This is a genomic window from Brenneria sp. g21c3, assembly GCF_040240345.1.
Taxonomy (GTDB): Bacteria; Pseudomonadota; Gammaproteobacteria; order Enterobacterales; family Enterobacteriaceae; genus Brenneria.
In genome coordinates, this window is the sequence record NZ_JBEIAB010000002.1 from 546,277 (window position 1) to 557,482 (window position 11,206).

General features: G+C 51.9%; 11 protein-coding genes and 1 rRNA gene. 6 read left to right on the forward strand and 6 right to left on the reverse strand.

The window, feature by feature from the left end:
- From truD to rpoS, 4 genes are all read left to right on the forward strand, one after another.
- Positions 1–1,047 (forward strand): tRNA pseudouridine(13) synthase TruD, encoded by a 1,047-nt coding sequence (gene truD, locus ABRZ28_RS05070; protein WP_330519658.1) that lies wholly within the window; start codon positions 1–3, stop codon positions 1,045–1,047.
- 128 nt (positions 1,048–1,175) lie between these two features.
- Entirely contained in the window at positions 1,176–1,802 is a 627-nt protein-coding gene (locus ABRZ28_RS05075; RefSeq protein WP_319604561.1) for a protein-L-isoaspartate(D-aspartate) O-methyltransferase, read from the forward strand.
- Between the two features lie 273 nt (positions 1,803–2,075).
- The gene (gene nlpD / locus ABRZ28_RS05080; RefSeq protein WP_319604581.1) at positions 2,076–3,104 is read left to right on the forward strand and encodes a murein hydrolase activator NlpD; all 1,029 of its coding nucleotides are present in this window, start codon (positions 2,076–2,078) and stop codon (positions 3,102–3,104) included.
- Positions 3,105–3,157: 53 nt separating this feature from the next.
- Positions 3,158–4,150: an RNA polymerase sigma factor RpoS gene (rpoS, locus tag ABRZ28_RS05085; RefSeq protein ID WP_319604562.1), complete on the forward strand. Its 993-nt coding sequence runs from the start codon at positions 3,158–3,160 to the stop codon at positions 4,148–4,150.
- Between the two features lie 133 nt (positions 4,151–4,283).
- Here the strand turns inward: rpoS and proS are convergent, their stop codons facing one another.
- The 6 genes from proS to metN all read right to left on the reverse strand — a co-directional run bounded on the left by proS (position 4,284) and on the right by metN (position 9,984).
- A complete protein-coding gene (gene proS / locus ABRZ28_RS05090) occupies positions 4,284–6,002 on the reverse strand; it encodes a proline--tRNA ligase (RefSeq protein WP_330519643.1) in 1,719 nt (572 codons plus the stop codon).
- A gap of 186 nt (positions 6,003–6,188) precedes the next feature.
- Positions 6,189–6,896 carry a tRNA (N6-threonylcarbamoyladenosine(37)-N6)-methyltransferase TrmO gene (gene tsaA, locus ABRZ28_RS05095; RefSeq protein ID WP_330519644.1) on the reverse strand — a complete coding sequence of 236 codons (708 nt, stop codon included), beginning with the start codon at positions 6,894–6,896 and terminating at the stop codon, positions 6,189–6,191.
- Positions 6,893–7,303: an envelope stress sensor lipoprotein RcsF gene (gene rcsF, locus ABRZ28_RS05100; protein ID WP_319604565.1), complete on the reverse strand. Its 411-nt coding sequence runs from the start codon at positions 7,301–7,303 to the stop codon at positions 6,893–6,895. The genes tsaA and rcsF overlap by 4 nt, the downstream gene beginning before the upstream one ends.
- 115 nt (positions 7,304–7,418) lie before the next feature.
- Entirely contained in the window at positions 7,419–8,234 is an 816-nt protein-coding gene (locus ABRZ28_RS05105) for a MetQ/NlpA family lipoprotein (RefSeq protein WP_319604566.1), read from the reverse strand.
- 72 nt (positions 8,235–8,306) lie between these two features.
- Positions 8,307–8,960, reverse strand: coding sequence for a methionine ABC transporter permease MetI (locus ABRZ28_RS05110; RefSeq protein WP_319604567.1), 654 nt, complete (start codon positions 8,958–8,960; stop codon positions 8,307–8,309).
- Positions 8,953–9,984 carry a methionine ABC transporter ATP-binding protein MetN gene (gene metN, locus ABRZ28_RS05115; RefSeq protein WP_330519645.1) on the reverse strand — a complete coding sequence of 344 codons (1,032 nt, stop codon included), beginning with the start codon at positions 9,982–9,984 and terminating at the stop codon, positions 8,953–8,955. Before metN ends, ABRZ28_RS05110 begins: the two co-directional genes overlap by 8 nt.
- 180 nt (positions 9,985–10,164) lie before the next feature.
- Here metN and gmhB point away from each other — a divergent pair, with 180 nt between their 5' ends.
- Entirely contained in the window at positions 10,165–10,740 is a 576-nt protein-coding gene (gene gmhB, locus ABRZ28_RS05120) for a D-glycero-beta-D-manno-heptose 1,7-bisphosphate 7-phosphatase (protein WP_330519646.1), read from the forward strand.
- A gap of 370 nt (positions 10,741–11,110) precedes the next feature.
- Positions 11,111–11,206: ribosomal RNA gene (locus tag ABRZ28_RS05125) — 16S ribosomal RNA — on the forward strand; the annotation flags it as partial.

An 11,206-nucleotide genomic window follows, 5' to 3' on the forward strand; every position in this document is an offset into this window, starting at 1 on the left:
ATGGAGAATCAGGCGTCGCTGACCTGGCTGCATGGCGAACCTCGGGCGTCGGGCGTACTGAAGTCCAGCGCGGAAGATTTCAGCGTTATCGAGGATTTGGGTTTTCAGCCGGACGGCGAAGGCGAGCATATCCTGGCGCGCATCCGTAAGCGCGGCTGCAACACGCAATTTGTGGCGGAGGCGCTGGCGAAATTTGCCCGTCTGCCGCAACGCGCGGTGAGTTATGCGGGTCTGAAGGACCGCCATGCGGTTACCGAGCAATGGTTTTGCCTGCATATTCCGGGTAAAACCGCCCCTGACTTAAACGATTTCTCACTGGAAGGTTGTGAGGTGCTTGAATTTGCCCGCCATCGCCGTAAATTGCGTATTGGCGCATTGCAGGGGAACGCGTTTACGCTGGTGTTGCGTGAAATCAGCGATCGGGAAGAGGTGAATGCCCGTTTGCAGCGGATTGCGCAAGACGGCGTGCCCAATTATTTCGGCAGCCAGCGATTTGGTAAAAACGGCAATAATCTGGAACAGGCGCGTCTTTGGGCTAATAATGAAATTCAGGTTAAGGCGCGCAATAAGCGAAGCTTTTATCTTTCCGCCAGCCGCAGCGCGCTGTTTAATCAGGTCGCCAGCGCGCGTCTGGCGCAGCAGTCGGCTAAAACCGTGTTATGCGGCGATGCATTACAATTGACGGGGCGGGGCAGTTGGTTTGTCGCCAGGCCCGATGAGCTGTCTGTTTTACAGGCGCGTCTGGATGGCGGCGAGCTTCAGGTAACGGCGCCGTTGCCGGGGGATGGCGCGTTAGGCACGCAGGATGCCGCGCTGGTTTTTGAACAAGAGAATCTTATCGGCCAGGAAACATTGCTGTCTTTATTGCAGCGTGAGCGGGTCGAGTCGGCCCGTCGTGCGATATTATTGTATCCGCAGCAGATGAGCTGGGACTGGCGGGATGACGCGACGGTTGAACTGAAATTCTGGCTGCCGGCGGGAAGTTACGCCACCAGCGTCGTGCGTGAAATACTAAACCCGCAGCAGGACGTGGACATCAGCGCCTGATGTACCGCGGTTTCTTTTTTTCTTGAACGGACGCCTGTGACAATAATGACTGTGGCTGCAATTTTCACCCCGCGGGGGAAAATGAGTGTATCGACGACGAGGTTAACCAAAGCTGAGGTTAGCGGGGTATGGTAAATAAACGCGTGCAAACGCTGCTGGCGCTATTGCGTCAGCAGGGAATACAGGATGAGCGCCTGCTACAGGCGATAGCCGCCGTACCCAGAGAACGTTTTGTCGATGAGGCTTTTGAGCATAAAGCCTATGAGAATACGGCGTTGCCGATAGGTTCCGGCCAAACGATTTCGCAGCCTTACATGGTGGCGAAAATGACGGAATTGCTACATTTGACGCCGGTTTCCCGCGTCCTGGAGATAGGCACCGGTTCGGGCTATCAAACGGCGATTCTGGCGAATTTGGTTAAGCACGTCTGCTCCGTCGAGCGTATTAAAGGACTCCAGTGGCAGGCTAAGCGCCGTCTTAAACAGCTTGATTTGCATAATGTTTCTACCCGCCATGGCGATGGCTGGCAGGGCTGGGCGTCGCGCGGCCCTTTTGATGCCATTATTGTCACGGCCGCGCCGCCGGAGATCCCCCGCGCCTTGCTGGAACAGTTGGATGAAGGGGGCGTGATGGTGCTGCCGGTCGGCGAGCAATCACAAACGTTACAGGTGGTAAAGCGTCTCGCGGGTGAGTTCATTATCCAAACGGTTGAAGCAGTTCGGTTTGTTCCGCTAGTCAAAGGCGAATTAGCCTGATACGGTGGCGACGACTCCAGCTAGTCGTCGGGAATTGAAGATTTCAATACAACGGGTTTATGGTATGAACGTGCTGATATTGCTAGCATCAGATAAGGATTTTGTCTCTCCGATGCCGCTTATGCGTCAGAGATGAAGAAATGGCGATCTTTCTCATTCTGGCTGACGAAAAATACCTGAACTCAGCTACGCTACAATGGATATGAGCCACAAATGTCTGAACTGATTACTGAATTTTATAGTTATAGGGGAGTAAGGCGCATGGGAAGCCGAATGATGAATTTGCGTCAGATCGCTGCTTGTACGTTTGTTGTCTTAGGGTTAGCCGGATGTTCTCACGATAATACCCAATCCGCGCCGATCAGCAGCGTCGGCGGAAATTCGGGCGGCGGCAGAAGCGGCGTGTCGACTCCCCCTCCGTCGCAGATCACGACATCCTCCGAGTCGAAAGTGGCCACGCGCGATGGTCGAATCGTTTATAACCGCAGCTATGACAATATCCCGAAAGGGAGTTATAACGGCGGGAATACCTATACGGTCAAGCGTGGCGACACGCTCTTTTATATCGCCTGGATCACCGGCAACGATTATCGGGACCTGGCTCAGCGTAACCATATTCCTGAGCCCTATAGTCTGAATGTCGGTCAGACGCTGGCGTTGGGCACCAGCGTGAACACCGGCGGCTCGTCAGGCGGCGGAATGCTGGCGACGACGGGCGCTGCCGGGGGGGGCGTGCCGGTTCCGCCGTCTAATAGTCAAATCCAAACTAATCAAATGCAAACTATGCCGGTTGCTTCTCAGTCGACTAACGCGTATTCTGATAACTCGGGTAAACAGAATGTAGGTAAGATGTTACCTACGGCAGGGGCTGCTACGACCGCTCCTGTTACCGCACCAGCGGCTGTTGCCAGCAGCAGTGCCACTGTTGCTGTCGGCAGTTGGCGTTGGCCCACAGATGGGAAAGTCATTGATAGTTTCTCCGATTCGGAAGGGGGAAATAAAGGGATTGATATCGCCGGCTCTCGTGGACAATCCGTTGTTGCTACCGCCGGTGGGCGTGTAGTGTATGCGGGCAACGCTTTGCGAGGTTACGGTAATCTGATAATCATCAAGCATAATGATGACTACCTAAGTGCCTACGCTCATAATGAAAGTATGCTGGTCCGGGAGCAACAAGAGGTCACGGCGGGGCAGAAAATAGCTACCATGGGTAGCACCGGCACCAGTTCAGTTCGTTTGCATTTTGAAATTCGTTACAAGGGGAAATCCGTAAACCCGCTGCGTTTTCTTCCGCAGCGATAAATCGGGCGGAGTATTTCGGTATTCTGCCTTGGGATCACGGGTAGGAGCCACTTATGAGCCAAAATACGCTGAAAGTTAACGAGTTACATGAAGATGCTGATTTTGAAGAGAATGGACTTGGCGTTTTTGAAGACAAGGCGCTGGTAGAGGAAGAAACCAGTGATAATGACTCAACAGAAGAAGAGTTATTATCACAAGGGGTTCCGCAGCGTGTTTTAGATGCGACTCAGCTCTATTTGGGAGAAATTGGTTATTCACCGCTTTTAACTGCCGAAGAAGAAGTCTATTTTGCCCGGCGCGCGTTGCGTGGCGATTTGCCGTCGCGCCGCCGGATGATCGAGAGTAACCTGCGGTTGGTGGTCAAGATCGCTCGCCGTTACAACAATCGTGGTCTGGCGCTATTGGATCTGATTGAAGAAGGTAATCTTGGTCTGATTCGTGCCGTTGAGAAATTCGATCCTGAGAAGGGGTTTCGTTTTTCAACGTATGCCACATGGTGGATTCGACAGACGATAGAACGGGCGATCATGAACCAGACCCGTACTATTCGACTGCCGATCCATATCGTTAAAGAACTCAATGTCTATCTGCGTACCGCGCGCGAACTTTCTCATAAACTGGATCACGAACCGAGTGCGGAAGAGATCGCCGAACAGCTTGATAAGCCTGTCGACGATGTCAATCGCATGTTGCGTCTGAATGAGCGCATAACCTCGGTTGATACCCCGTTAGGGGGTGATTCGGAAAAAGCGCTGTTGGATATCCTGGCGGATGAAAAAGACAATGGGCCGGAAGACACCACTCAAAACAACGATATGAAACAGAATATTGTTAAGTGGCTGTTTGAACTTAACGCTAAGCAGCGTGAAGTGTTGGCTCGTCGTTTCGGTCTGTTGGGATATGAAGCGGCCACGCTGGAAGATGTCGGCCGGGAAATCGGCCTGACACGCGAGCGTGTTCGTCAGATTCAGGTGGAAGGCTTGCGTCGTCTGCGGGAAATCCTACAGGTGCAAGGGCTGGATATTGAAGAATTGTTCCGTGAGTAATGCCGCTGGCAGAGTTTAATGGAACAAAAAATGGTGGGGTCGCCCCACCATTTTTTATGTCGCTTTAGCGCCAGACGATGACGTTACGACGCACTGCGTCCTTCCCTATGCGGAAAGGACAGCCCACAGACGATTAGCGAACAACGTTCGCCGCCAGGAAATCAACGATTTCGCTGGTTTTGATCATCTGTTTCTCACCGCCGCGACGACTTTTATATTCAATCTCTTCATTATCCAGATTGCGATCGCCAATGACGATGGTGTGCGGTACGCCAATCAGTTCCATATCGGCGAACATCACGCCCGGACGCTCTTTACGGTCATCCAGCAGCACTTCGATACCTTTCGCCCGTAATTGCTGATAGATATCTTCAGCAACTTCTTTCACGCGGAAAGATTTGTGCATATTCATCGGCAGAATAGCGACGTGGAAAGGCGCGATAGCGTCAGGCCAGATAATGCCGCGGTCGTCATGGTTCTGTTCAATAGCCGCCGCCACCACGCGGGTCACGCCGATACCATAGCAACCCATCGTCAGAATCTGATTACGTCCGTCTTCACCCTGGACGGTTGCCTTCAGGGCTTCGGAGTACTTGCTGCCCAATTGGAAAATATGGCCGACTTCAATACCGCGCTTGATTTGCAGCGTGCCTTTTCCATCGGGGCTGGCATCGCCTTCCATCACATTACGAATATCGGCAACCAGCGGCAGCGCGACGTCGCGCTCCCAGTTGATGCCAAAGTAGTGTTTGCCGTCAACGTTGGCGCCGGCGCCGAAATCACTCATCGCCGCAACGGAGCGATCGACTACGACCGGGATCGGCAGGTTAACCGGACCCAGCGAGCCGGGGCCTGCGCCGACAATGGCACGGATCTCTTCTTCAGCGGCAAACGTCAGCGGACTGGCGACCAGTTCAAGTTTTTCGGCTTTAACTTCATTCAGTTCGTGATCGCCGCGAACCAGCAGTGCAACCAGCTTATGGCCGCTTTCCTCGGTGGCTTTCACCAGCAACGTTTTAACGGTTTTCTCAACCGGCAGTTTGAATTGCTCAACCAGCTCCGCGATGGTTTTGGCATTTGGCGTATCAACCAGACGCAGTTCTTCGGTTGCTTCGGCCCGGCCTAATTCAGGCGCAACGGCCTCTGCAAACTCAATGTTCGCCGCATAGTCGGATCCGGTGGAGAACACGATATCGTCTTCACCGCTGGCCGCCAGCACCTGGAACTCATGGGAGGCGTTCCCGCCGATAGAGCCGGTATCCGCCTGAACCGCTCTGAAATCCAACCCCATGCGGCTGAAGATCTTGCTATAGGCGGCGTACATCGTATCGTACGTTGCCTGCAATGATTCCTGGGACGTATGGAAAGAATAGGCATCTTTCATCAGGAACTCGCGCGAGCGCATTACGCCAAAGCGAGGGCGCACTTCATCCCGGAATTTGGTTTGAATCTGAAAGAAGTTCAACGGCAGCTGTTTATATGAGCTGATTTCATTACGAATCAAATCGGTAATGACTTCCTCATGCGTCGGGCCGAGGACGAATGGGCGTTCGCCGCGATCGACGAAACGCAGTAATTCCGGACCATACTGCTCCCAGCGACCGCTTTCAACCCAGAGATCGGCGGGTTGAACAACCGGCATGGACACTTCGATCGCGCCCGCGTTGTTCATTTCTTCCCGAACGATGTTTTCAACTTTTTTCAAAACCCGTAAGCCGGTTGGCAGCCAGGTATAAAGGCCGGAGGCCAGTTTGCGGATCATTCCCGCGCGAAGCATCAACTGATGGCTGATGACTTCCGCATCGGCAGGCGTCTCCTTCAGCGTGGAGAGCAGGTATTGGCTAGTACGCATGGTGTTTTAGTTCCGTTAGAACAAAGAATGGCATCAGGCTGCCAATGCAGCCGAAGATATAAAAAGTGGCTTAGTTTACCAGTGTGCGCCGTTCGTCAAAAGAGACTCCGAACAATTTTATGCCGGTTAGCGCGGTTCGCTGCTTATGGTCGACCATCCTTGGCGCTAGAAAAGGTCGCCGCGTTTTTAGCGCGTTTCAAGACACAGCACTTCCGTTCGCTGCGCCGATACCCGCCAGCGGACGTTAAATTCCAGCAGCAAAACGGCATATTCTCTCTCGTCGTCCTCACCTTTGCGATAGGCCGGGCGCGGATCCTGCGCTAATACCTGGGTGATAAAACGTTTTAAGTGGGGATGCTTGTCCTGATGCCCGGCGATTTGCTGTTCAGCCAGCGGGGAAAAAATAACCGGCATTGCGGCTTCCGGAGCCGACTGGGCAAAACCCGCCCGGGCATGAGGCTGACTTTCCGCAAATGGCAGATAGGGTTTGATATCCATTACCGGCGTCCCATCCACCAAATCAAGACTTCCCAATGCCAGTTTCACCGTATCGCCTTTGATGTGAATCGCTTTCAGTTCCACCAGCGACATGCCGATGGGGTTGGGCCGAAAGGTTGAACGCGTGGCGAAGACGCCTACGCGCGCATTTCCGCCTAATCTGGGAGGCCGAACCGTAGGGCGCCAGCCGCCTTCCATTGTTTGATGGAAAACAAACAGGACCCAGATATGACTGAAGTCAGACAGCCCGCGTACGCATTCCGCCTGATTGTATGGCGGTAATAGCTGGAGTTCGCCTCCGCCATCTTCAATCAGACCTGGTTGTCGCGGAATGGCGAATTTTTCTTTATAAGGAGAGCGAATAACGCCGATCTGATTGAACAAAAACGGTTTCATTGATTAGAGACTTGTAATGCCGTGCCTTGGCAAACCGCCTGACGATAACAGCCGGCGACGCCGCTGATAATCTGACAGTCATGCAGCAGGACCGCATTGGCCCTAATGGCCGTAGCCCGGTTCTGCATTCTCCGGCGGGCGTTGGCGATGTTCGGCGGCGCATCCTGAGCGCTGACCTGACAAGACGAGCCGGAAACTTCTCCCATATCACGGAATGGGCTGCCAACCAGCTCTTCCGCGCTTTTGTATAACACCGCCGGCGCGAGCGGTCGTGTCGTCGGCTTGGGCTTAGCCGTCGGTTCTACTTTCGCTTCGCTAGTGGGGTGATGTTTTGGAGCGGATGGCTTCTGCAATAGAGAACATCCTGTTAGCGACATTGCCAACAGAATAAGCGGTAGGGCGCGCATATGATTTCCTCAGTTCTTTCTCCAAGAGCGGATATTGAAGCAAGCTATTGCACAAATAACAAGACGGGCCGAGGCCCGTCTTAGCGATATATTTTGTAAAGGTGGTAATAATGGTCTACCAGCCTTTAACCGCACCGCCGTTAAAGATCTTATTTGCCGCGGCGTTTACTTCCTCAGACTGATAGGCCTGGACGAATTTTTTCACATTGTCGGCATCTTTATTGTCTTCGCGTGCAACCAGCAGGTTGACATAGGGAGACTCTTTATCTTCGATAAAAATCCCGTCTTTGGTCGGCGTCAGGTTGATTTGGCTGGCATAAGTGGTATTGATAACCGCCAAAGCGATCTGGGCGTCATCCAGCGAACGCGGCAACTGCGGCGCTTCCAGTTCGACCAGTTTCAGGTTTTTCGGATTTTCCGTTACGTCCAGCACGGTTGGCAGCAGGCCAACGTTTTCTTTGAGTTTAATCAGCCCCACTTTCTGCAACAGCAGTAACGTCCGGCCCAGGTTGGTCGGGTCGTTTGGCACCGCTACCTGAGAACCATCCTGCAATTCATCCAGCGACTTTATTTTCTTAGAGTAACCGGCAATCGGGTAAACGAAGGTGTTGCCTACGGAGACCAGCTTATAGCCGCGATCTTTAATTTGCTGGTCCAGGTAAGGTTTGTGTTGGAAAGCGTTCAGGTCGATATCGCCTTTGCTCAACGCCTCGTTTGGCAAGACATAATCATTGAAAGTGACTAACTCAACGTCCAAACCGTATTTGTCTTTCGCTACTTTTTGCGCAACTTCCGCAACCTGCTGCTCTGCGCCGACAATGATGCCTACCTTGATATGATTAGGATCTTTTTCTTCCTGACCACATCCCGCTACAGCCAGTGCGCCAATCAATGCGCCGATGGCTGCGATGGATTTCAATTTGATAGCCATATCCTTCCTCTAATTATAATTAAAAGTCTTCGTGACATGAGCCTGGAATAAGCTCATGCCTGTTTTTAACGCTTACTTATGCGTGACGGCTTTTACTGCCCGGTCGCCACAGAATTGAATCAGATAAACCAGAATAACCAGCAAGACCAATACCGTATTCATTACCGTCGCGTTATAACCAATGTAACCATATTGATAACCAATTTGACCCAGACCGCCGGCGCCCACCGCCCCGCCCATGGCGGAATAGCCAACAAGGGTGATGAGCGTGATGGTCGCGGCATTAATCAAACCCGGTAATGCTTCCGGCAGCAGGATTTTTCTGACGATTTGCATGGGGGTCGCGCCCATGGCCCGTGAAGCCTCAATCAGTCCTGTTGGAATTTCCAGCAGGGTATTTTCCACCATACGGGCGATAAAGGGCGCGGCGCCGACGGTTAATGGGACCATCGCCGCCTGTAGGCCGATGGATGTGCTGACAATAATGCGGGTAAAGGGGATCATCCATACCAGTAAAATAATAAAAGGAATGGAGCGGAAGATATTCACCAGTGCTGAAAGCACCCGGTAAAGTTTGGGGTTGGCGATAATCTGCCCCGGTCGGGTGACGTAAAGCAATACTCCTACCGGTAGACCCAACACAAAACCAAAAAAGCCGGAAACCAATGTCATTGCCACTGTTTCCCATACACCACGGGCCATTAGCCACATCATGGCTTCAGACATAACCTAATACCTCGATATTTGCATGGTGATCTTGCAGGAATTTTATTGCTGCCTGGGTATCCGCCTCCTGGCCGTGCATTTCCGCCAGCATAATGCCGAATTTTACGCCGCCTGCATAATCCATCTGCGCGCTGATAATATTATTGTTGACGCTAAAACGCCGCGCCACTTCGGAAAGCAGCGGAGCATCCACGGACTGACCGGTGAACTCCATACGCAGCAACGGCACCGAACCTTCCCGCTGCGTCGGCGTTAAACGTTCGACATAGTCTTCAGGAATATCCAGGTGCAGTGTTGAATGAATGAATTGTTGCGCCAACGGGGTTTTTGGATGAGAAAACAGTTGTCCCACCGTATCTTGTTCAATCAGACATCCGTCGCTGATCACGGCGACCTGGTCGCAAATACGCTTTACGACATCCATTTCATGGGTGATCAAGAGAATCGTCAGATCCAGACGACGATTGATATCTTTAAGCAAGGTTAAAATAGAGCGGGTTGTTGCCGGATCCAGAGCACTGGTTGCTTCGTCGCATAATAAAACTTTCGGGTTGCTGGCCAATGAACGGGCTATTGCCACACGCTGCTTTTGTCCGCCGGAAAGGTTGGCCGGATAGACGTCGTGCTTGTCGGATAAACCGACGATATTCAGCAACTCGTTTACCCGGCGCTTAATCTCGGCCTTTGGCGTGTTATCAAGCTCCAGCGGGAGGGCGATATTGCCAAAAACCGTGCGCGATGAAAGCAAATTAAAATGTTGAAAAATCATGCCGATCTGGCGGCGAGCCTGCGTTAACTGGCTTTCCGATAGTTTCGTCAGATCCTGACCGTCAACCAGCACGGTACCCCGGGTGGGACGCTCTAATAAATTGACGCAGCGGATCAGCGTGCTTTTACCCGCGCCCGATGCGCCAATGACGCCATAGATTTGTCCTTTTGGAACATGAAGGTTTACATTGGCAAGCGCAGTAATCTCTCGACCATTTTGCTGAAAAACCTTTGTGATATTAGAGAGTTCAATCATAACTTTTTATTATAAACGCCTATGGCAGAATCATTCATATTCTGAGTAGTCAGAATGTTAGCTGGATGGTAGGGCGTCTAGACGTCTAAGTCAATTGGCATTGTCGCTCCCCCGGCATTCTCTCTGATGACGAAAACATGCGATACTAACCGGCAATTTACGCCATCAGGAGCAAAGTAAGTGGCACAAAGTGTTCCAGCAGTTTTTCTTGATCGTGACGGTACGATTAATGTCGATCACGGATATGTTCATGAGATCGATCAGTTTCAGTTCATTGAGGGCGTCATTGATGCCATGCGTGAGTTAAAGGATATGGGATTCGCGCTGATCGTCGTCACCAACCAATCCGGTATTGCCCGTGGTAAATTTACTGAAGATCAGTTTATGCAATTGACGGAGTGGATGGATTGGTCATTGGCCGATCGCGGCGTGGATTTGGACGGCATCTATTTTTGTCCGCATCATCCTGAACATGGGAGCGATGAATATCGCCAGGTTTGCGATTGCCGCAAGCCGCAACCAGGCATGCTGATTTCCGCGCAGCGCCATTTGAATATCGATATGGCCGCTTCTTATATGGTTGGTGATAAAGCCGAGGATATGCAGGCGGGAATTGCCGCAGGCGTAGGCACAAAAGTTCTGGTTCGTAGCGGAAAGCCCATCACCGCGCAGGGCGAATCTCTGGCTGATGGCATCATCGCTAGCCTTGCCGAGCTGCCTCAGTGGATAAAAACGCGCATTAAATCGACCAAGTGAATGAATGTTGCGCAAACGAGAAAAAGTTAGCGATATTCGCTTGCGCTTCTGCATCGGCTCCCTATAATGCGCCTCCATCGACACGGCGCTGTGAACACAACGGCGGGTCGATAAGAAAAAGAGAACGATGTTTAAAATAAACATTGACTCTGAAAGAGGAAAGCGTAATATACGCCACCTCGCGCAGCGGCCAAGGCCATCGCGCACTGCTCTTTAACAATTTAATCAGACAATCTGTGTGGGCACTCACAAGACCTATCGGCTGACGATATAAAAAGTCTTGAAGAGTGACTAGCAGTAAATTCATTACGAATGAACAGTTACTAATTCTTTGAGCATAGCTATTAACTTAGCGAATCAAACAAATCTTAAATTGAAGAGTTTGATCATGGCTCAGATTGAACGCTGGCGGCAGGCCTAACACATGCAAGTCGAGCGGCAGCGGGAAGAAGCTTGCTTCTTTGCC